The 20,375-nt window shown below is 34.9% G+C and carries 20 protein-coding genes (1 of these 20 running past the window's edge); 10 read left to right on the forward strand and 10 right to left on the reverse strand.

Translation table 11 applies throughout. The features are described from left to right. Window positions 1-420, reverse strand: partial view of a NifU family protein gene (locus RBH94_RS07455; RefSeq protein WP_307883040.1) — the start only. The gene continues 483 nt to the left of window position 1, outside the view; only the first 420 of its 903 coding nucleotides appear in the window; it begins with the start codon at window positions 418-420; its stop codon lies off the left edge, out of view. Between the two features lie 147 nt (window positions 421-567). Between RBH94_RS07455 and RBH94_RS07460 the strand changes: the two genes are divergently transcribed. Beyond that, on the forward strand, window positions 568-1,572 hold the full coding sequence (locus RBH94_RS07460; RefSeq protein WP_307883041.1) for a type IX secretion system membrane protein PorP/SprF: 1,005 nt from the start codon (window positions 568-570) through the stop codon (window positions 1,570-1,572). 16 nt (window positions 1,573-1,588) lie between these two features. Beyond that, window positions 1,589-2,110 (forward strand): gamma carbonic anhydrase family protein, encoded by a 522-nt coding sequence (locus tag RBH94_RS07465; protein ID WP_307883042.1) that lies wholly within the window; start codon window positions 1,589-1,591, stop codon window positions 2,108-2,110. Window positions 2,111-2,141: 31 nt separating this feature from the next. On the opposite strand, the gene murI is transcribed toward RBH94_RS07465, so the two are convergent. The 8 genes from murI to RBH94_RS07505 all read right to left on the reverse strand — a co-directional run bounded on the left by murI (window position 2,142) and on the right by RBH94_RS07505 (window position 10,462). Beyond that, window positions 2,142-2,921 (reverse strand): glutamate racemase, encoded by a 780-nt coding sequence (gene murI / locus RBH94_RS07470; RefSeq protein WP_307883043.1) that lies wholly within the window; start codon window positions 2,919-2,921, stop codon window positions 2,142-2,144. Window positions 2,922-2,988: 67 nt separating this feature from the next. Next, on the reverse strand, window positions 2,989-3,495 hold the full coding sequence (locus RBH94_RS07475) for an OmpH family outer membrane protein (protein ID WP_188223862.1): 507 nt from the start codon (window positions 3,493-3,495) through the stop codon (window positions 2,989-2,991). A gap of 37 nt (window positions 3,496-3,532) precedes the next feature. After that, complete coding sequence (locus tag RBH94_RS07480) at window positions 3,533-4,489, reverse strand: OmpH family outer membrane protein (RefSeq protein ID WP_307883044.1); 957 nt, start codon at window positions 4,487-4,489, stop codon at window positions 3,533-3,535. A 311-nt stretch (window positions 4,490-4,800) separates the two neighbouring features. Next, window positions 4,801-7,413 carry an outer membrane protein assembly factor gene (locus tag RBH94_RS07485; protein ID WP_374047731.1) on the reverse strand — a complete coding sequence of 871 codons (2,613 nt, stop codon included), beginning with the start codon at window positions 7,411-7,413 and terminating at the stop codon, window positions 4,801-4,803. Continuing rightward, a complete protein-coding gene (locus tag RBH94_RS07490; RefSeq protein WP_307883046.1) occupies window positions 7,385-8,125 on the reverse strand; it encodes an isoprenyl transferase in 741 nt (246 codons plus the stop codon). The genes RBH94_RS07485 and RBH94_RS07490 overlap by 29 nt, the downstream gene beginning before the upstream one ends. A 1-nt stretch (window position 8,126) precedes the next feature. Continuing rightward, window positions 8,127-8,813: a DUF6089 family protein gene (locus RBH94_RS07495; RefSeq protein ID WP_188223866.1), complete on the reverse strand. Its 687-nt coding sequence runs from the start codon at window positions 8,811-8,813 to the stop codon at window positions 8,127-8,129. 99 nt (window positions 8,814-8,912) lie between these two features. Further along, a complete protein-coding gene (locus RBH94_RS07500; protein ID WP_307883047.1) occupies window positions 8,913-9,797 on the reverse strand; it encodes an NAD kinase in 885 nt (294 codons plus the stop codon). A 5-nt stretch (window positions 9,798-9,802) separates the two neighbouring features. Beyond that, window positions 9,803-10,462 carry an acetoin utilization protein acuB gene (locus RBH94_RS07505; protein WP_307883048.1) on the reverse strand — a complete coding sequence of 220 codons (660 nt, stop codon included), beginning with the start codon at window positions 10,460-10,462 and terminating at the stop codon, window positions 9,803-9,805. 90 nt (window positions 10,463-10,552) lie between these two features. Between RBH94_RS07505 and RBH94_RS07510 the strand changes: the two genes are divergently transcribed. The 7 genes from RBH94_RS07510 (at window position 10,553) to clpX (ending at window position 17,628) form a co-directional block, all read left to right on the forward strand. Beyond that, the gene (locus tag RBH94_RS07510) at window positions 10,553-11,269 is read left to right on the forward strand and encodes a pyridoxine 5'-phosphate synthase (protein ID WP_307883049.1); all 717 of its coding nucleotides are present in this window, start codon (window positions 10,553-10,555) and stop codon (window positions 11,267-11,269) included. A 6-nt stretch (window positions 11,270-11,275) separates the two neighbouring features. Then, entirely contained in the window at window positions 11,276-12,040 is a 765-nt protein-coding gene (locus RBH94_RS07515) for an alpha/beta fold hydrolase (RefSeq protein WP_307883050.1), read from the forward strand. Window positions 12,041-12,174: 134 nt separating this feature from the next. Then, window positions 12,175-13,476 carry an energy transducer TonB gene (locus RBH94_RS07520; RefSeq protein WP_307883051.1) on the forward strand — a complete coding sequence of 434 codons (1,302 nt, stop codon included), beginning with the start codon at window positions 12,175-12,177 and terminating at the stop codon, window positions 13,474-13,476. Between the two features lie 107 nt (window positions 13,477-13,583). Then, window positions 13,584-13,925, forward strand: a complete 342-nt coding sequence (locus RBH94_RS07525; protein WP_188223872.1) for a phage holin family protein — start codon at window positions 13,584-13,586, stop codon at window positions 13,923-13,925. 233 nt (window positions 13,926-14,158) lie between these two features. Then, entirely contained in the window at window positions 14,159-15,493 is a 1,335-nt protein-coding gene (gene tig / locus RBH94_RS07530; RefSeq protein WP_188223873.1) for a trigger factor, read from the forward strand. A 152-nt stretch (window positions 15,494-15,645) separates the two neighbouring features. Then, window positions 15,646-16,320, forward strand: coding sequence for an ATP-dependent Clp endopeptidase proteolytic subunit ClpP (gene clpP / locus RBH94_RS07535; protein ID WP_188223874.1), 675 nt, complete (start codon window positions 15,646-15,648; stop codon window positions 16,318-16,320). A 75-nt stretch (window positions 16,321-16,395) separates the two neighbouring features. Continuing rightward, complete coding sequence (clpX, locus tag RBH94_RS07540; RefSeq protein WP_188223875.1) at window positions 16,396-17,628, forward strand: ATP-dependent Clp protease ATP-binding subunit ClpX; 1,233 nt, start codon at window positions 16,396-16,398, stop codon at window positions 17,626-17,628. A 234-nt stretch (window positions 17,629-17,862) separates the two neighbouring features. On the opposite strand, the gene RBH94_RS07545 is transcribed toward clpX, so the two are convergent. Beyond that, entirely contained in the window at window positions 17,863-19,380 is a 1,518-nt protein-coding gene (locus tag RBH94_RS07545) for a GH3 auxin-responsive promoter family protein (RefSeq protein WP_307883052.1), read from the reverse strand. Between the two features lie 138 nt (window positions 19,381-19,518). Here RBH94_RS07545 and RBH94_RS07550 point away from each other — a divergent pair, with 138 nt between their 5' ends. Beyond that, window positions 19,519-20,313, forward strand: a complete 795-nt coding sequence (locus RBH94_RS07550; RefSeq protein ID WP_307883053.1) for a DUF2797 domain-containing protein — start codon at window positions 19,519-19,521, stop codon at window positions 20,311-20,313. The last annotated feature ends 62 nt before the right edge of the window (window positions 20,314-20,375 follow it).

The following is a 20,375-nucleotide window of genomic DNA, read 5'->3' on the forward strand; positions in this document are numbered from 1 at the left end:
GTCATCAATAGAAGTGAATTCGAATAGGCTTGTTACAATTTTCTTGTTAGCAACAAATTTCATTACGGAAGGATTCGGTGTACTTTCTGCATAAACAGTAACAGGTACTTTTTTAGCTTCAGCGGTTGTTTCAATAACAATACCGCCATCATTTAAGTAAGACTCTATCTGTTCTGCTATTTCATCCTGTACATCACTCCACTCGACAATGCTGAAACGCTCTACTGCAATAAAATTCCCTGAAATGTATACCTTTTTTACAAATGGTAAATAGAATAATTGCTGAGCTAAGGGAGATGATTTAGCTTCATCTATATTGTTGAATTCGAAACTTTGATGTTGTGTTATGAATTCGTTTAATTCGAATTTTACTATGGCATTATTTGTTGTTTCTCTTACGGAAACTTTATATGTTTTCATTTTAGCTAATTTTTTACAAAAATACTAAAAGAAAACTTTAGTTATCCATATATTTGAGTTTTGTTGCCTCTTATTGAACTGATTAAAAATAAAAGAATCGTTAGTAGTGGTGACCATAAATCATCTGAACTTATAGTGTAAACTTATATGGAATTTAAAAGATTTTTTATTGCAGTCGTTAGTCTGTTTGTTGTTCAAGTCGCTGTTTCTCAAGAAGGTTTGCCTATATATACCGATTACCTTACTGATAATTATTATTTAATACATCCATCTATGGCTGGGGTGGCTAACTGTGCTAAGGTTAGATTAACGGGACGCCAGCAGTGGTTTGGTCATGAAGATGCACCACGTTTAATGACTTTAAGTGTTAATGGACGCATAGGAGAGTCCTCTTCTGCAGTAGGAGGAATTTTGTTTAAAGATAAGAATGGTTACCATTCGCAAAACGGCGCTTATGCCACCTACGCACACCACTTAATGTTTTCGAGAAGTGAAGTCGATTTAAATATGTTGTCTTTTGGGTTAAGTGCTGGAATTATTCAGTATCGTTTAGATGAAACGTCGTTTTTATTTGATGGACCTGATCCTATAATTGACGGAACTGTGCAGAATGAAACCAACTTTAATATGGATTTTGGTTTTTCATATCAGTTTTTAGATTTCTATTTACACGGAACTGTTAAAAACCTTTTGAACAATTCAGGAATAAATAGGGATATTAACATAACAAGTAACTTGAGACGTTATTTATTAACTACGGGATATGTGTATAGTAAATTTGGTAGTGAGTGGAGTTTTGAGCCTTCGGTAATGTTTCAATATCGTGAAGCCACCCAAGAAGCCGCAATAGATATTAATGCTAAAGCTTATAAAACGATGGATTTTGGAACCATTTGGGGAGGTCTGTCGTACAGAAATAGTTTCGATGGAGCCGAGTATACCAATTCAGGTTCTGATGTTAATAGCCAGCGCCTAAATCAATTCACTCCTATTTTAGGGATCAACTATAATCAGTTTATGTTTGCCTACACATATACTTACCAAAGTAACTCGGTAGTTTATACTAATGGTGGATTTCATCAAATTACTTTAGGATATAATTTTGGATGCCGACGTAAACGCTACGATTGTAACTGTCCTGCTGTAAATTAATTTTTCAAAAATCAATATGCCTTTAATAAAACCAGTAAACGGAAAATCACCTCACATTCCTGAAGATTGTTATATCTCTGAAAATGCTACTATCGTTGGTGATGTAACCATGGGAGAAGAATGCAGTGTATGGTTTAATGCTGTAATACGCGGTGATGTGCATTATATTAAGATGGGAAAAAAGGTGAATGTGCAGGACGGCGCTGTGATACATGCAACTTATCAAACCGCACCAACAAACATAGGAAACAACGTGTCTATTGGACATAATGCCTTGGTGCACGGCTGTACGATTCATGATAATGTGTTAATAGGTATGGGGAGTATTGTAATGGATGACTGCGTGATTGAAAGCAATAGCATTATTGCTGCGGGAGCTGTATTAACTCAAAACACCCATGTCGAGTCCGGTAGTATTTATGCAGGTGTACCCGCAAAGAAGATAAAAGATATCAGTCAGGAATTAATCTCAGGGCAAATCGATAGAATAGCAAATAATTACGTGAAATATTCTAGCTGGTTTAAAGAGGAGTCTTAATCGCGTATTATAATTATTTTCTAATAGAGTGTTAGAAATTTAGATATTTCACTTCAAACTTATCATCTAATAAGCTAGCCATCACTTTGGGGTTTCCATTAGTGAAAAATGTGTTTTCTGCTTTATCGGTTTGCATGTTTAACAGTTCATGCTTTTCTAAAATAGCTTTAGTTTGTCTGGCTACAGCAGCACCTGAATCTATAATTTTCACATGCTTTGGAAGCAGTTCTATAAGCAAGGGCATTAAATAGGGGTAATGTGTACAGCCTAAAACAAGATAATCAATCTTAGCCTCAATCATGGGCTTTAAATATCTTGTTAAGAGTTGTCGCATTTCTTCAGAATAGACTTTCCCGGCCTCAATAAGTTCAACTATTCCTTCTCCTACCTGCTCTATAACTTTAATATTACTCGCAAAGAGTCCTGAGGTTTTAGAAAACAATTCGCTACTTAACGTGCCTTTAGTAGCTAGAATACCAACACTATTTGTTTCGGTTTGTAAGGCTGCGGGTTTAATAGCAGGTTCTATACCAATAAACGGAACATGATAAGTTGCTCTTAAAATACTTATAGCATTGGTGGTAGCTGTATTACAAGCCACAACAATGAGTTTACAATCTTGATCGATTAGGTATTCGGTATTTTTAATACTTAATTCAATAATCTTGTCTTTACCTTTTAAACCATAGGGGGCGTTTGCACTATCGGCAAGGTAGATGGTGTTTTCGTGAGGTAAAAGTGCGTGTATTTCTTTCCATATAGAGGTGCCTCCAACACCGGAATCGAAAATACCAATAGGTTGTTTACTCATACTAACAAAAATAAAAAAAGCTGCTTTGTGAAAAGCAGCTTTAAGTTAATTTTATTTGTTAAGTAGATTAGATACCTAATTCTTTCTTAACATCGTCAAGTAAGTTTTTACCATCTGCTAAAATAGTTACACCTTGAGCAGAATCTAAAACGTAATCAAAACCTTGAGCTCTTGCTACTTTTAAGATAGCAGTTTTAGCTTTTTCAGTAATAGGTTTTAATAAATCCATTTCTTTCTTTTGTAAATCTTTTTGAGCATCAGACTGGAACTGTTGAATACGCATTTGTTTTTCTTGTAACTCTTGCATTCTTTTAGCGTTCTCTTCCTCTGTTTTAGTAGCAGCTTCTGCGTCGTATTGTTTTACTGTATTTTGGTATTCTGTAATTGAAGCTTGCATATCTGTTTGATATGTTTTACTTAACGTCTCAAGTTGAGTTTGTGCAGCTTTCATCTCCGGCATCGCCTGAATTAACTCTTGAGTGTTAATATGAGCTACTTTACTTTGTGCATTTGATAAAGTTACAGATGCAACACATAGTACAGTTGCTAATAAAAGGTTCTTTAATTGTTTCATTTTTAAAAAAGTATTAAGTGTGTTTTAAATTGTTTAATTAATTATTGTTATTTATACTATCTCTCACGCGTTGTCTTTCTTCTAATATTTTTTGTCTTCTTTCTTCTAACTCTTTTTTTCTAGCCTCGCGCTCGGCTAATTTTTTTTGTCTATTTTCTTCTATAAGTTGAGCCTGAGTTTTTACTTCTTCGGTGCCTTCCTCTGTTTTTGAATCTGTATCAGATGTTGCATCTGATGCATCATCGGTTTCTTCAGTTGCTTTTTTTCTGGCATCTAATTTTGCTTGTTTAGCCTCTTCACGTTCTTTTAAAATTTGCTGACGACGTTCTTCGGCTTCCTTTTGTTTTGCTTCACGAGCCGCTAAAATTTCTTGACGGCGTTTTTCAACAGCACTTTCTCTCGCCGCTTGTCTTTCTTCTAACGCTTTTTCACGAGCTTCTAATTCTTCGTTGATTTCAGGAACTAACTCTTCTTGTTCGGCAGCGCGTCTTTCGGCACGAGATTGTGCCTGAGTACGTTTTGCAGTCCTGCTGATGCTGCGAATAATTTGTTCGCTTAAATCATATTGTTTTGCTGAATACAGCATGGTAGCTTCAGATGATTTATCGAAGATGAAATCATATTTTCTGCTGGCTGCAATATCCTGAACTGCAGCGAAAATCTGATCTTGAATAGGTTGCATGAGTTGACGCTTTTGAATAAACAAATCACCATTAGGCCCAAAACGCTTTTGTTGATAATCTAATATTTCTTGTTCTTCGAAAGTAATGTCTTCTTCGCGTTCTTCGATAAGCTCTTTTGTTAAGAGTGCTTTTTCGTTACTCAAGTCTTTTCGCTTTTGTTCAACAGCACCAAGCTTAGCGTCAATTTCAGATTTCCATTTGTCGGCTTTATCATTTAATTGCGATGTAGCTTCCTGGTACTCTGGAACGTTTTCTAAAATGTACTCTGTATCGATGTAAGCAATACGAACACCGCGTTGTGCGTTAGCCATAAAGCTTAGCGTAAAAACTAGTATCAGTAAAAAAAGAACGTTGTTTTTCATCTGTTTAAGTTTTTTTAATTTATTGGTTATAAATTCTAAAAAGACAGATGGTATTTGTTTTGTTTCTGCCACGATTAGAACTGAATTTTCTTTAGGTTATATTTCGTTATTCAATTTATCAAATGGTTGTCGCAAAATAAACATTTTCCTTGGTTTGAAAAATTTTAGAATGCTCATTTCAAAATTAACGAAATTTAATCTCAAAAATTTTAATTCTACTTCAAATACTTATTAAGTTATTAGAAAATATCGTGCCAAAATTAAAATTGTTGCCCAATGATAAAGTGTGTTTGCCATCCACTCTTTTCAGTTTCTCCTGGAATAGGGTCGAATCCGTGACCGAAATCGATACCTAATAATCCAAATGCAGGCATGAAGATTCTAAGTCCAAGACCCGCAGAACGTTTTAAGTCGAAAGGATTATAATCTGTAAACTCGTTATATGAAGCACCACCTTCGATAAATGTTAAGCCATAAATCTTAGCCGATGCTTTTAAAGTAATCGGGTAGCGTAACTCTAAAGAGAATTTATTATAAATGGTACCTCCATCGTTTGTTGATAACGATTGGTTAGGATAACCACGTAACGCGATAGCCTCTCTACCATCTAAACTATAAGTACCTAAACCATCACCACCAAGGAAGAATCTTTCAAATGGAATAACCCCACGATCTTGGTTGTAAGCGCCTAAGAAACCGAATTCAACACTTGGTTTTAATACTAAATCTTTAACGATTTGTGTATACCAGTCTGCTTTAAATTTAACCTTGTAAAACTCTAACCAGTTGTAACGCTCTTGGTCGATTTCTGAAATTCTGCTATTCGCATCTGATCTTTCTACTTCAGTTGAATTCGCATCAGTTAAAACGGCTACATTATCATCTCTTTCATCTTTTAGAGCAGAGTAGTCAACACCGTTAACCAAAGAGTAAGGGAACGATAATTTTGCTGTAACAGCAAAGTTGGAACCTCCGGTTGGATAAATAGGATCTACACTAGTATTATTTCTACTTAAACCTACCGTATATGACAAGTTATTAGAATACCCGTCACCAAAGGTAAATAAACCAGTGTTATAGTTATTTAAGTCGTAACGTTGGTAACTGATAGCCTGCGATAATGTAAAGTAATCATCAGGCACTTGTAGACGTTTTGCTAAACCAAAAGTGATCCCTGTAATATTGAAACTTCTCGATTTATCAGCGTTACCTGTTTGGTAGTCGTATAAAAACTGTTTGGTATGTGATAATGATGATGAAAATTGTACTGGGCGTTTACCTCCCATCCAAGGTTCTGAGAATGAAAAACTATACGTTTGGTAAAAACGACTGGCTTGTAAACGTAAGGCTAATTTTTGTCCGTCTCCCATTGGGATAGGTTTATAAGCCTCTTTTTTAAAGATGTCTTTAATTGCAAAGTTGTTAAAAGATAACCCTAGGGTACCGATGAAACCTCCTCCACCGTAACCACCTTGAAGCTCAATCTGGCTAGATCCGGTTTCTTTTACAGAGTATTCCATGTCTATGGTTCCTTCATTAGGATTTGCATTTTTAAAGTCCGGAGAGATTTCCTGAGCATCAAAGAATCCTAACTGACCAAGTTCTCGAACGGTACGAACCACATTGGCCTTGCTGTATAGCTGTCCTGGACGCGTACGGATTTCACGATAGATAACGTGGTCGTTTGTTTTATCATTTCCAACCACCGAAACACTGTTGAAGTAAGCAGGTTTTCCCTCAGTAATTCTTACTTCCATATCGATTACATTGTTATCGGCACTAACTTCAACTGGGTTGATTTGTGAGAATAAATATCCGTTGTTTTGGTATAAGTTGGTAATATCGTCACCATCTGGTTTGGTTTCGTCGGCAATACGTTTTTGAAGTAATACACCATTGTAGGTGTCTCCTTTTCTAATACGTAGTACGCGGTTTAAAAGCTCGTTTGAATACACCGTGTTACCTATGAATGTAATGTCTCCAAAGGTGTATTTTTCACCTTCTTCAACATTAATGTTTAAAGAAATGGTTTTATCGTTGTTAATGATGATGCTATCCGATAAAACTCGGGCATCACGATAACCATTCTCTTTGTATTTATCAACCAAGCTAACAAGGTCTTCTTTGTAATCGGCCTCAATAAATTTAGAACGTTTTAGAACACGAATCGGGTTTTTTTGTTTCGTGTTTTTCATGCTTTTACGAAGTGTTTTATCGTTTAAAACTTCGTTACCATTAAATACGATATGATCTATTTTTACTTTTTCACCTTTATCAATGTTGATTACCATATTTACTCTGGCCGTAGGTAATGAATCCTGAACATCGATGGTGTTAATGTAAACTTTGGTGTTTAAAAAGCCGTCTTTTTTATACTTATTGGTTAGGTAGTTTTTAGTGGTGGTAACTAAATTCTCTGTAACCTTAACCCCTTTATTAAGTTTATTTTCTTTTATAATGCCTTCAACTTTACCTTTTTTAACGCCGTTAATTTTTAAGTCGTTAAGCTGTGGTAAATCTGATAATCTGATTTCAAGGAATGCTATGTCGCCTTCTACTTTATTAATGTAAATTTCTATGTCACTGAATAATTTCGAGTTCCACAATTTTTTAATAGCGGCGCTAATATCTTCACCAGGTATTGTGATTTCCTGCCCCTTTCTTAATCCGGAATAAGTAATGATAGTTTGCTCTTCGAATGCCGTGTTTCCTAATACGGTTATATCACCCAGTGTGTATTCTTTACCTTGGTTGTAAGGTATTTGTTGTGCTTCAATGCTAAAGCTACATGCAAAAAGTAATATTGCAAGGCAGTGTTTAATATAATTTGTCAAAGGTAGTTTATTAGCTAAGTTGTTCACTTGTTTTCCCAAATCGTCGTTCTCTTTTTTGATATTCTATAATAGCTTCATACAAATGCTCTTTTGTAAAATCTGGCCATAAAACGCTAGTAAAATACAGTTCTGCATATGCGATTTGCCACAGTAAAAAGTTGCTTATACGTTGCTCTCCACTAGTTCTAATAAGCAAGTCTACATCTGGCAAACCATGCGTGTAAAGATGCTCATTTATAATCGATTCATCAATCTTTTCCGGCGAAATTATGTTATTTTTAACTTTAATACTAATCTCTTTAACAGTATTTAGTAATTCTTCGCGCGAACCATAGCTTAAAGCCAGCGTTAAAGTCATTCTGCTGTTACTTTTTGTCTGTTCTATGACCTCCTGAAGCTCTGCATGCACTTTTTTAGGTAAGTTGTTTAAGCAGCCTATAGCAGAGAGTTTTATGTTATTATCTTGAAGTGTTTTTATCTCTTTTTTTAATGAATTAACTAATAATTTCATTAAAGTATCGACTTCTAATTTAGGGCGATTCCAGTTTTCGGTAGAAAAGGCATAAAGGGTTAAATTTTCTACGCCAAGTTCTGCACAGCATTCAACAGCTTCTTTTACAGCCTTTGTGCCATTTTCATGACCAATGGCACGAATCATGCCTTTTTGTTTTGCCCAACGCCCATTACCATCCATAATAATAGCAATGTGTTTTGGTAATTTGTTAGGTTGTATGCTTTCTCTTAAATTCATTTTAATTCGTACAATAACACGGCTTTTCTCCAAAGGTATACGTTAGGGTGATACCAGAGAAGACATACCAGTCGTTATTATTTATATTTCCAAATCTGTAGGGTTGCAGATCGCTGCTGGCAGGTGTACTACCATCTAAACCATCGGTAAAGGTATAGCGCGCTCCAACTTCTACAGCTAATACTAGTCCTTCAATAAACGTAGTTTTTACACCCAATGCCATCGGGATTCCAAAGGTCCAGCTTGAACTGCCTTCATCAGTTTGAACACCATTAACAAAATACGTGTCGTCATGGTTGGTTAAACTTAATCCCGTAAATAAATACGGTGTTGTTAGTCTACGTCCTGTGTGTAAATCGAAATCTATGAAGGTGAATTCCATACCGGCAGCAATTTCTAATATGCCGTTTGAAAATTCGTAACCTCGCTGTTGACGTCTGGGGTCATCAGATTTTGAGTCTAAACCTTCTAAATCACTAAAGATTACAGAAGCACGATAGGAGTGACGCTTACTACGGTTCCATTTATAAATTCCACCTATTGCCAGTTGATTAGGAGAGATGTAATTGGTAGCTCCAACATCGCCAATAAAATTACTTCCTCCTAAATAAACTCCTAATTCGTGTATTTGAGCATAACTAACATGAATGCTTAAAATGCTTATTATCAATACGGTTAAATACCTCATAAATGTTCGAAAGATTGCAAATATAATAAATAAGATTAGCCAATAACAATTTGATATAAATTGTATTAGTCTAAAACAACATTTCTGTAAAATTATTGTCTAATTGCGCTTGTCTTCTCCCCAAAGTAGTTTTTTTCGAAGTGTCGTTAAAAAGCTTTCATTTAAAAGATCAATCATTTTAATGGTGAAGTCGGCTTTCTTTATAGTGATAATTGTGCCGTTTTCTAAAGTTGCAATTCTGGAGTCTAAAGATATTAAATGACTGTCTTCTCGCCCCTCCACTTTGAGTTGTATTTCGGTAGAATCCGGAATAATTAATGGACGAGCACTAAGGTTATGCGGCGCAATTGGAGCTAAAACAAAACTATTATTACTAGGTGTAATTACAGGTCCGCCACAACTTAATGAATAGCCTGTAGATCCCGTTGGTGTTGAAATGATTAAACCATCGCTCCAATACGAGGTTAGGTATTCGCCATCTAAAAACGTTTCAACGGTAATCATCGAGGTGGTGTTTTTTCTACTGATGGCTACTTCGTTAAGGGCAAAGTTTAAAGTGCTAATTTCTTTGCTTTCAGGAGAGGTTTCTACTGAAAGCAAACTACGTTCTGATATTTTGTATTTACCATCAATAATATTTTGAATAGCACTTTCAATTTGATCAACCTGAATGGTTGCCAGAAATCCTAAGCGTCCGGTGTTAATACCAATAATAGGTATGTCTAAATCTTTTACAAAGATGATAGCTCTCAAGATAGTCCCATCGCCACCAATACTCACTAGTAAATCAAATGACTTATCAAGGGTGTCGAAGGTTTTAAACGACTGGTATTCGTCTATGTGAGGTGAATTTTCTTTTATAAGGTTAAAAAACTCGGTTTCAATATAGGCATCAGCATCTTTTTCTAATAAATAAGCAAATAAGCGTTCAACCGAAGTTGTCGTAGTTTCGTTGTAAAAGCGTCCAAAAACAGCAACTTTCATAAAGGTTAAATATTTAAGTATTTATTAAGGTAATCCGATCGTTCTTTTAAGCTTTCAATATAGCGATCTTCATCATGACCTGATATCACATTATAGCTATATCTTCTGAAGGTTTGAATGATGTCGCTCAATCCGCCGGTACTAACTTTAAGAGTAATCTGTATTAAATCTGAATTCATTTTAGAAATAAATGCACCAAGAAGTCTGCCGTTATTCGATTCTACAATCTGACTCAATTCGCTAAAAGAATAATCGTTGATGCCTTTTTCAACAACAATAACGCCACCCGTTTCAGAGAAGAACGGCGATTCGTTAAATAAGCTAATCACATCATTCAATTCATAATAGCCTAAATACACGTTATCGCTATTAAGTACAGGCATAATATTTGTAGATTTTACAGCAAAAGCCTCTAAAACATCTAACCAAAGTGTGGTGTCACGAACATAAAAATCTTCTAAAGTGTATTTGTAATCGTTCACCGTTTTGTTACTGTCTACGCAATGCGCATCGGTTTCAGAAAAACAGCCCAAATAGGTTTTATTATCATCTTCAATAGGAAGGTGAGATAAGGTTAATTGGTTAAACAACTCTTGTAGTTCACTAATTTTGCTACTGCTGTTTAGCGGTCTTATATCGTTTATTATGTATTGTGATAATTTCATTATCCTGCGTTTATACCTATGCAAATTAATCAAAAAAAAAGTACAATAGCCTGTTCTACTTTGTATTTTTGTCTTTTAAAACAGCAATACATGACAAAGCTAAGTGTAAATATAAATAAGATAGCAACGTTAAGAAACTCCAGAGGTGGCGATGTGCCTAATGTAGTGCAATTTGCAAAAGATGTACAGGAGTTTGGTGCCGAAGGGGTTACCATACACCCAAGGCCAGACGAACGCCACATTCGTTATCAGGATGCTCGCGATTTAAAACCTGTAGTGTATACCGAATATAATATTGAAGGAAACCCAATAAAATCGTTTATTGATTTGGTGTTGGAGGTAAAGCCAACGCAGGTTACTTTAGTGCCTGATGCCGAAGATGCAATTACAAGTAATGCGGGTTGGGATACTATTAAACACAAAGATTTTTTAGTAGATGTGATTAAAGAGTTTCAACAAAACGGTATTCGTACTTCTATTTTTGTTGATCCGGTTGTAGAGCAAATTGAAGGCGCTAAAGAAACAGGAACTGATAGAATCGAGTTGTATACTGAAGCATTTGCGCATCAATACGGTTTAGGCAACGAAAGTGCGATTAAACCTTATGCCGATTGTGCCGAAATGGCCAATAAACTAGGTTTGGGTGTTAATGCCGGGCACGATTTGTCGTTAGATAATATTAAGTTCTTTAGCGATAATATTCCCGGGTTGTTAGAGGTGTCTATAGGGCATGCCTTGGTTGCTGAGAGTTTGTATCTGGGGGTAGAAAACGTGATTCAAATGTATTTACGAAAGCTGAAAAAATAAATAAGCATGGTATTACATTCAAATATAATAGGTGGGGGTAAACCATTTGTTATTCTACATGGGTTTTTAGGTATGGGTGATAACTGGAAAACACTTGGTATGCAGTTTAGCGAACAAGGATTTCAAGTGCACATGGTCGACCAGCGCAACCACGGGCATAGTTTTCATCACGACGATTTTAGTTACGAGGTTTTAGTTGAAGATTTAAAACATTATTGTGACGTTCATAATTTAAAGCAAATAGTGTTGTTAGGGCATTCTATGGGCGGAAAAACCGCCATGTTGTTTGCAACCAAATACCCGGAAATGGTTTCTAAATTAATTGTTGCCGATATATCTCCTCGTTTTTATCCGGTGCATCATGATACTATTTTAAATGGGTTAAGTGCATTGAATTTTGATGAGATAAAAAGTCGCGGTCAAGCCGATAAAGTGTTAGCAGAATATGTTTCCGATTTAGGAACACGACAGTTTTTATTAAAAAACCTGTATTGGATTGAAAAAGGGCGATTAGCATTACGTATGAATATTGAGGTGCTTAAAGAAGAAGTGGCTGAAGTTGGTGAGCCCTTGCCAAGCTATGCCACTTTTAATGGAGATACATTATTTTTACGTGGCGATCGCTCAGAGTATATTGGTGTTGGTGATGAATCTATAATAAAACGTCATTTTCCAAAGGCTGATATTGTAACTATTGCAAATGCAGGGCACTGGTTACATGCCGAAAATCCAACAGACTTCTTTGATGCCGTGATGCGATTTTTAAATTAGAAAATTAGTAATTCAATATAGTTGAGGCTTCTGGATACCGGTTTGGTATATGGAAGCCTTTTTTTATTTGTTATGTTTGTCGTTAAGGAAAAATCTTATATTTGAGTTTTGCCTTTTAACCAATTTCACATACCATGAAAAGAATTATACTTCTACTTGTTTTATGCTCGTCTATTGGGTTTTCACAAAGCAATCATGAAGACGGACCATATAAAGAACATTATAGCAATGGTCAATTAAAACGAGAAGGATTTTATAGAGGTTTACATAAAATCGCAGCCTGGAAAGACTATTACAAAACAGGAGCTCTAAAACGAGTGTACTTATACGATGGAAAGGGTAAGTTTACAGGGGTTGAAAAACAATATTCTAAAGAAGGTGGCCTGGAGAAGGAGACCTTGAAAGTTTCAAATGGTAGTTTAGTGGCTAAACATTATTATGATAGTGGAAACCTAAGGGCATTATATGCCTTTTTCCCTCCGGAGAATAGTGAATCAGGTTATAAAAATGGGAGTTGCAGAGAATACTATGAAAATGGTGGAATTAAAGTAGAAAGTTTTTATAAGGATGATAAGCTTTTGGGTATTTGGAAGCAATTTTATGCAACAGGAGAGTTGGCCTGGGAAGTAGAGTATACTAAGGGAACTATGCATGGTGTTTACAAAGAGTTTTTTAAAAATGGAACATTAAAAACAAAGGGTAATGTCAGTTACGGTTTTCCAGAGGGTACAGAAAACCGTTATGATGAACTTGGTAATTTAATTTGGTCAGGTGCTTACGAAAAAGGTCTTTTTACTGGAGAATGGATAAATTATGATAGTGAAGGAAATCAATTAAACGTATTAAAATTTAAAGAAGGTCAATTAAAAAAGTCTAAGGCTAACATCCATCTTGAAATAACTAAAATTCCAGAAGATTCATTTACTACAAGGTCAGCAATCTATCCAGGGTGTGAAAATGAAACCGATAATTTAGGGTTGAAAAAATGTATGGCAGATAATATCTCAAAATTTATTGATTTCGAATTTAATACAGGTGTTGTCGCAAAAGATGTATTGCAAAGCAGAGCTAGAATTAATATTATTTTTAAAATCGATGATGAAGGAAATGTTACTGGTGTTAGAGCCAGAGCGCCTCACCCTGCTTTAGAAACAGAAGCTGTTCGGGTTTTGAATTTGTTGCCTAAAATGAAACCTGGTATGTATTTAGGGAAACCGGTAACGATACCTTATAGTTTGCCGGTAGTAATTGATGGTAGTTTAACCATGAATAATGGTGGGTTTTTCATAAATAATGCAAATGATAATAGTAATGATATATATGAACATATAATCAAGGATGATTCGAAGTTTGAACCAGTCGAATGGATTATTTATGATGAGGGAATGAAAAGGCGATTAGAAGAAGGTCTAATTAAGAGAGTTCGAGTGAATTAATTTCTTGATAACCGGGGGGTTATGTAATAATATTGCTATATCTTTTCAGATTAACACTTTAGTTATTTCTCAGATAATTCGTATATTTCATAACTAACTCATTAATTATGAAAACAATAATCAGACTTTTAATTAACGCAATCGCGGTATTGGTAATATCGCAAATTTTATCTGGAGTGCATATAGATAGTTATGTTACCGCGATTATCGTAGCTATTGTATTAGCGGTGTTAAATTTATTTGTGAAACCGCTTTTGGTGTTATTTACATTACCGGCAACCATTTTAACTTTGGGGTTATTCCTCTTAATTATTAATGGTTTAATCATTTATCTGGCAGGAGAGTTTGTTTCCGGGTTTAGTCTGGATGGTTTTTGGTGGGCGGTACTCTTTAGTTTACTCCTTTCCATATTACAATCTATACTTCAGTCGGTTTTAAAGGACGATTAAACATACAGAAACAGCTGTCGATTTCTAAAATTTATAAGAGTAAATGTGTTAAAAACGAACAACTTGACACTTTAGAAAAATAATAAAGGAAATCGCATAAAATCAAGCAATTAAAAACTTTGTCGGGTGGTAAAAATATTGTATTTTTGCCACCCGATTTTAGTTACATAATTTCAGGTTTTAATAAAAACCTGTTTTGTTAAATGCCTGATAAGGCTTTATATCATTTAAAAATGAATATTACAAGAGAAAACGTTGATGCATTAAATGCTGTAGTAAAAGTAGATATCGCAAAGGAAGATTATAGCGATAAAGTAGAAAAAATATTATCTGATTACCGTAAAACAGCTAACATTCCAGGATTTAGAAAAGGACACGTGCCAATGGGAATGGTAAAAAAGCAATATGGTAAAGCTGTATTAGTTGATGAAGTAAACAAATTATTACAAGATGCGTTAAATAAATATTTAACTGAAGAGAAGTTAGATGTTTTAGGGCAACCACTACCAAAGCAACAAGATAATATTGATTGGGATGCTGATACATTTTCTTTTGAATTCGAATTAGGATTAGCTCCAGAATTTGAAGTTAACGTTGCAAGTAAAGAGCCTATCGTTAAGTACAACATTATCGCTGATGATAAAATGTTAGACGAACAAGTAGCTAACATCCAAAAGCAATATGGTAAATTAGTTTCTCAAAACGAGGTTGTTGCAGATAGTGAAATTACTGGTGTTTACAGAAACGAAGAACGCGAAATTGAAAATAAAGTATCTCTTACTTTAGATAAATTTGCTGGTGATGCAACTGAAAAATTATTTTTAGGAGCTAAAGCTGGTGATGTTATTACATTACAAACTAAAGGACTTTTTGATGACGAGCACGAATTAATGCACGCTTTAAAATTAGGTCATGATGAGGTTCACGGTTTAGATATCGAAGTAACTTTTACTATCGAAGAAATCAACACACGTGAGTTAGCAGAGTTAGATCAAGAGTTGTTTGATAAACTTTTTGGTAAAGACGTTGTAAAATCCGTAACTGAATTAAAAGAAAAGATTAAAGAAGATGCTGAAAAGCAATTCGCGCAACAAGCAGATCAAAAACTTTTAAATGATGTAACTGAGTATTTAGTAGCAAATACACAATTTGATTTACCTGCTGAGTTCTTGCAAAAATGGATTCAACAAACATCAAACGAAGAGCAATCATTAGATAACGATCAAGCTAAAGAAGAATACGAAAAGTCTGAAAAAGGCATTCGTTACCAGTTAATCGAGAGTAAATTAATCGTTGATAACGATATCAAAGTAACTATGGATGATATCAAAAATCACGCTAAAGAAATGATTAAAGGTCAAATGGCTCAATTCGGTCAAATGAATCCTTCAGATAAAGAACTAGACGATATTGCTGCTCGTGTATTATCTAACCAAGATGAAGCACGTCGTATTTCAGAGCAATTAATCTCTCAAAAATTATTAGAACTTTACAAAGAAAAGGCTAATATCGAGGTTAAAGAATTAAGTTACGAAGACTTCGTAAAAGAAGTATACGGAGATAAATAATCATTTATCTTATAAAGAATAAATGCGTATATTTAGGCTCTAGAATTTAAGAATTCTAGAGCCTAATTTGTTGATTAAATACAGCTTTTTGAAGCTGTGAGTTAGTCATCATTTTAGAACTTAAGGATTTAACCTCAATAACAAAGTACACTATGGATTACGCAAAAGAATTTGAAAAATTCGCGATAAAAGATCAAGGAATTAGCAGTACGTACTACAATAAGATTATGAGTAGTATGTATCCAACAAATTTAACGCCCAACATTATAGAAGAGCGCCAAATGAATGCGGTAGCTATGGACGTGTTTTCGCGTTTAATGATGGATCGTATTATTTTTATGGGTACAGGAATTAATGATCAGGTTGCTAATATTATTCAAGCACAATTATTGTTTTTAGAAAGTACCGATGCTAATAAAGACATTCAAATATATATCAACTCTCCAGGAGGAAGCGTTTATGCTGGTTTAGGTATTTACGATACCATGCAGTTTATTAAACCAGATGTTGCTACTATTTGTACAGGTATGGCGGCGTCTATGGGGGCAGTATTATTATGCGCAGGAGCTAAAGGTAAGCGTAGCGGATTAACACACTCTCGCGTTATGATTCACCAACCTTTAGGAGGCGCTCAAGGTCAGGCTAGTGATATTGAAATCACTGCGCGTGAAATCTTGATTTTAAAAGAAGAACTTTACAAGATTATCAGTAAGCATTCAGGGCAAGACTACGATAAAGTGTATGCTGATAGTGATAGAGATTACTGGATGAAGGCTGATAAGGCCAAGGAGTACGGTATGATAGATGAGATTTTAGTTCGTAACTAAAATAAAAATTGTAATTTTAAAGAATTGTTATAGAGGGATTTATGAAATGTTTTTCTCCCGAAAATTGTAAGATTAATGGCAAAAGAAGAATTAGAATGTTCGTTTTGTGGTAGAAAAAAGCCAGAAACCAATTTATTAATTGCTGGGTTAGATGCTCACATTTGTGATAGATGTATCGAGCAGGCGCATGGTATTGTTTTAGAAGAATCTAAACAGAGTGATACCAGCGATTTGTCGGCAGAACTTAAATTACGTAAGCCGCAGCAAATTAAAGCGTTTTTAGACGAATATATTATTGGTCAGAATACAACGAAAAAGGTAATGTCTGTAGCGGTTTATAACCATTACAAACGTTTACTGCAACCAACAACAAATGACGATATTGATATTCAAAAAAGTAATATTGTTATGGTTGGGCAAACAGGTACAGGTAAAACATTAATGGCAAAAACTATTGCCAGAATGTTAAATGTGCCTTTAGCTATTGTTGATGCAACCGTTTTAACCGAAGCTGGTTATGTTGGTGAAGATGTTGAAAGTATCTTAACACGTTTATTGCAGGCGGCCGATTATAATTTAGAACGTGCAGAAAAAGGAATCGTTTTTATTGATGAAATTGATAAGATTGCACGTAAAAGTGATAACCCATCTATAACACGTGATGTGTCTGGCGAAGGTGTTCAGCAAGCTTTATTAAAACTGTTAGAAGGAACCGTAGTTAATGTGCCACCAAAAGGCGGACGTAAACACCCGGATCAAAAATTCATTGAAGTAAATACAGAAAATATCTTATTTATTGCCGGTGGGGCTTTCGATGGTATTGAGCGTGTTATTTCTAAACGTTTAAATATGCAGGCAGTAGGGTATAGCGCGTCTATGTCTGATGAGGTGATTGATCAGGATAATTTATTACAGTATATTATTCCAAAGGATTTAAAAGATTTTGGATTAATTCCTGAAATTATTGGTCGTTTACCGGTGCTGACTTACATGGATCCGTTAGATGCAGAAACTTTAAGAGCGATTTTAACAGAACCTAAAAATGCCATTATCAAGCAATATAAAAAGTTGTTCCTAATGGATGAAATTGATTTCTCTATTACCGATGGTGCTTTGGGTTATATTGTAGATAAAGCTATCGAGTACAAGTTAGGAGCCAGAGGGCTACGTTCGCTGTGTGAGGAAATTTTAACAGATGCTATGTTTGAATTGCCAAGTAGCGACGAAAAAGTTTTAAATGTAACTAAAGCTTATGCTCAGGAAAAACTATCGAAAACAGCTTTAAAGAAATTAAAGGCCGTGTCTTAATTTCTAATAAAGTTTATAGATAAAAAAACCACGCTATTAGCGTGGTTTTTTATTTTTTATGGATATTAATTAATATAAGGGTATATACTTTTGTACTGTTTTGTTTTCTAATTTTAATTAAATATAGACTTATTAACAACCTGTGCAAAACCCTTTTTGTTCTTTTAGATTATAAGATGAAATACTCGACTAAAGACTTTTGGTAAAGTCTTTCATCGGAGATTTTGACAGGTTTTAACTGGCGTTTAATTTTAAGAGTTCTTCCAGGTAATCACGCGTGTTAGATAAACGCGGTACTTTGTGTTGTCCGCCTAATTTATTGTTTTGTTTTAACCAGTCATAAAACAGGTTTTCACGAGCTACATTAATCTTTGGTTTGTTAAGTGTAATATTATTAAAACGTTTGGCTTCGTAATCGGAGTTTAATGCTTTTAAGGCATCATCAAAAAGTTCGTTAAACTCATCTATATTTCTGGGTAGTCTTTTGAATTCAATAAGCCATTCATGTGCACCTTTTTCTTTGCCTTCCATAAAAACAGGGGCAGCAGTGAAATCTACAATTTCGGCTTCGGTATCTTTGCAAACTTGTTTTAAAGCATTTTCAGCATTTTCAATTATAAGCTCTTCTCCAAAGACATTAATATGATGTTTTGTTCTGCCTGAAATTTTTATGCGATACGGACTCAGGGAGGTAAATCTAACCGTGTCTCCAACTTTATAACGCCACAAACCAGCATTGGTTGTAATGATAATTGCATAGTTTTTGTGAAGTTCAACTTCACTTAAAGGAATAGCTTTTTCTTCGGAAGTAGCATAAACATCCATAGGGATGAACTCATAAAAAATGCCGTAATCAAGCATAAGTAACAATTCGCTAGAATCGTTTTGATCTTGAATAGCAAAGAAGCCTTCCGAAGCATTATAAATTTCGTAGTATTTAAACCCGCTCTTAGGAAGGATGTTTTTGTACTGATCAATATAAGGGGTAAAACTTACGCCGCCATGAAAATAGACTTCTAAATGAGGCCATACTTCATGTAGGTTGCCTTTTCCCGTAGTCTCTAATACGTTGTTTAAAAGCACTAGCATCCATGAAGGAACACCTGCAAGACTCGTTACATTTTCGTAACGTGTTTCGTTTACAATCGCCTGCATTTTATGTTCCCAATCACTCATTAAAGAGACCTTGTTGCAGGGAGTACTGCTAAACTCTGCCCAAAACGGCATGTTGTCAATTAAAATCGCCGATAAATCGCCGAATGCTGTGCCGTTTTGTTTGTGTAATTGTTTGCTTCCGCCTAAGCGCAAACTCTTTCCTGTAAATAGCTGAGATTCCTCATTATTGTTAAGGTACATGGACAGTAAATCTTTACTAGCTGCATAATGGCACTCCTCTAAAGATTCTTCACTAACCGGAATAAATTTACTCTTTGCACGCGTGGTTCCGCTTGACTTTGCATACCATTTTATAGGTGTTGGCCAGAAGAGATTTTGTTCTCCTTTCATGGAGCGCTGAATAATATCCTGCCAGCCGTCGTAGTTTTTTATTGGGACACGCTCGGTGAAGGTTTTGTAGCTCTTAATAGAAGCAAAATCGTATTGTTTGCCAATTTCAGTGTCTTTTGCAAAATCTAAAAGACTAAAAAGTAACTCATGCTGTACCTCGTTTGGGTATTTTAAAAACAAATCTATTTGTTGGAATCGTTTTTTTAAAAACCAGGCAGCAACGGAATTAACTATAGGGATTGGCATATTTTTATACTACTATCTTTAAAAGTCTAAAATAACATTTTTTTTGCTGAAAAGTAATAGCAAATTTCACATTTAGATTTATTGTTTAAATGTTTGTAATTTTGAGGTGAAATACAAAAATCTAAAAACAGAAAACGGATGACTTACCAAGGGGTATTAACAAAAATGCAAACAGAATATGCATTGCCTATTCAATATTATGTAGTGTTTGAAAACGACTTTATAAATATGAATCAGTTGCTGGAAAAAAACATATCCATAGAGTTTGTAAGATATCAATGTTTGAATTGTGGATTAGATAAACCAATTTATCGTCAAGGGTTTTGTAAGAGTTGTTTTTTTGATGTGCCTCAGGCAGCCGATTGGATTATGCGTCCGGAATTAAGTACGGCACATCTGGGTAAAGAAGATCGCGATTTAGAGTATGAAAAGAAAATGCAATTGCAACCACATATTGTGTACTTAGCAAATTCAAGTAGCGTTAAAGTTGGGGTTACCAGAAAATCTCAGGTACCAACACGATGGATAGATCAGGGGGCGCATGAAGCTATAGAAATTGTTGAGGTGCCCAATCGTTACCTGGCTGGTATAACTGAGGTTGCGTTAAAAGAACATGTGTCTGATAAAACAAACTGGCGTACCATGCTTAAAAATGATATAGAGGATGAGAATTTGGTGGAATGGCGCGAACGTTTAAAGCAATATATTCCTGATGAGGTTATGGAATATTTTATAGAAAGTAATTCTGAAACCAATTTGGAGTATCCGGTACATCAATATCCTTTAAAACCTAAAAGTTTGAATTTAGGTAAAACACCAAGCTATCAAGGCGTGTTAAAAGGGGTTAAAGGGCAATATTTGATTTTTGAAGATCAGACTGTTTTTAATGTTCGAAGCAATGAAGGTTTGGTGGTAAATATTACTATTCAATAATAGATTAGGCTATATAGAACAAAAAAAATCACGCTAACAGAGCGTGATTTTTTTATTTCATA

The organism is Aestuariibaculum sp. YM273 (assembly GCF_030908365.1).
Classification (GTDB): domain Bacteria; phylum Bacteroidota; class Bacteroidia; order Flavobacteriales; family Flavobacteriaceae; genus Aestuariibaculum; species Aestuariibaculum marinum.

Coding starts and splice junctions, on each gene's coding strand:
- RBH94_RS07525 (WP_188223872.1), top strand. CDS start 13,584: ATGAAAACAATAATCAGACTTTTAATTAACGCAATCGCGGTATTGGTA.
- RBH94_RS07490 (WP_307883046.1), bottom strand. CDS start 8,125: ATGAATTTAAGAGAAAGCATACAACCTAACAAATTACCAAAACACATT.
- RBH94_RS07545 (WP_307883052.1), bottom strand. CDS start 19,380: ATGCCAATCCCTATAGTTAATTCCGTTGCTGCCTGGTTTTTAAAAAAA.
- RBH94_RS07500 (WP_307883047.1), bottom strand. CDS start 9,797: ATGAAAGTTGCTGTTTTTGGACGCTTTTACAACGAAACTACGACAACT.
- RBH94_RS07465 (WP_307883042.1), top strand. CDS start 1,589: ATGCCTTTAATAAAACCAGTAAACGGAAAATCACCTCACATTCCTGAA.
- RBH94_RS07505 (WP_307883048.1), bottom strand. CDS start 10,462: ATGAAATTATCACAATACATAATAAACGATATAAGACCGCTAAACAGC.
- RBH94_RS07495 (WP_188223866.1), bottom strand. CDS start 8,813: ATGAGGTATTTAACCGTATTGATAATAAGCATTTTAAGCATTCATGTT.
- RBH94_RS07460 (WP_307883041.1), top strand. CDS start 568: ATGGAATTTAAAAGATTTTTTATTGCAGTCGTTAGTCTGTTTGTTGTT.
- RBH94_RS07515 (WP_307883050.1), top strand. CDS start 11,276: ATGGTATTACATTCAAATATAATAGGTGGGGGTAAACCATTTGTTATT.
- clpX (WP_188223875.1), top strand. CDS start 16,396: ATGGCAAAAGAAGAATTAGAATGTTCGTTTTGTGGTAGAAAAAAGCCA.
- RBH94_RS07520 (WP_307883051.1), top strand. CDS start 12,175: ATGAAAAGAATTATACTTCTACTTGTTTTATGCTCGTCTATTGGGTTT.
- RBH94_RS07550 (WP_307883053.1), top strand. CDS start 19,519: ATGACTTACCAAGGGGTATTAACAAAAATGCAAACAGAATATGCATTG.
- murI (WP_307883043.1), bottom strand. CDS start 2,921: ATGAGTAAACAACCTATTGGTATTTTCGATTCCGGTGTTGGAGGCACC.
- RBH94_RS07510 (WP_307883049.1), top strand. CDS start 10,553: ATGACAAAGCTAAGTGTAAATATAAATAAGATAGCAACGTTAAGAAAC.
- RBH94_RS07475 (WP_188223862.1), bottom strand. CDS start 3,495: ATGAAACAATTAAAGAACCTTTTATTAGCAACTGTACTATGTGTTGCA.
- clpP (WP_188223874.1), top strand. CDS start 15,646: ATGGATTACGCAAAAGAATTTGAAAAATTCGCGATAAAAGATCAAGGA.
- RBH94_RS07480 (WP_307883044.1), bottom strand. CDS start 4,489: ATGGCTAACGCACAACGCGGTGTTCGTATTGCTTACATCGATACAGAG.
- tig (WP_188223873.1), top strand. CDS start 14,159: ATGAATATTACAAGAGAAAACGTTGATGCATTAAATGCTGTAGTAAAA.